Consider the following 324-nt stretch of genomic DNA (forward strand, 5'->3'; position numbering starts at 1 on the left):
GGCTTGCCCAATCCTTGTGATACTGGGTAATGCTTGTGTAGGTTGTCTGCTTTTAAGACCACTTTATGACTCATGCTGTGACTCCAAAGTAGCAGGGTTGTAGTGGTCAACTAATTTAGGACACCTGATAAGAGGTTTTGATTAAAGTAACGTCTTTCTGTTTCAGCTGGTGTTAAATAATTGTTGAAAGTGTGCGGTCTCACGGTTTGATAGTAGCCCCAGATATAATCACTAATGGCACTTTTAGCCTCAGCGATATTCTCATAACCGCCCTTTGGCATCCACTCTGTTTTGAAGCTTCTAAAGAAGCGCTCAGTTGGGGCG

At 43.2% G+C, this 324-nt stretch carries 1 protein-coding gene; it reads right to left on the reverse strand.

Going from position 1 to position 324, the window contains the following annotated elements; genetic code table 11:
• Positions 1-110 precede the first annotated feature (110 nt).
• A partial coding sequence (locus AAEZ08_RS22775; protein WP_350588636.1) for an integrase core domain-containing protein occupies positions 111-324 on the reverse strand: 214 nt, incomplete at its 5' end.

Source organism: Pseudomonas sp. E45-MNA-CIBAN-0222, assembly GCF_040310405.1.
Classification (GTDB): Bacteria; Pseudomonadota; Gammaproteobacteria; order Pseudomonadales; family Pseudomonadaceae; genus Stutzerimonas; species Stutzerimonas stutzeri_AC.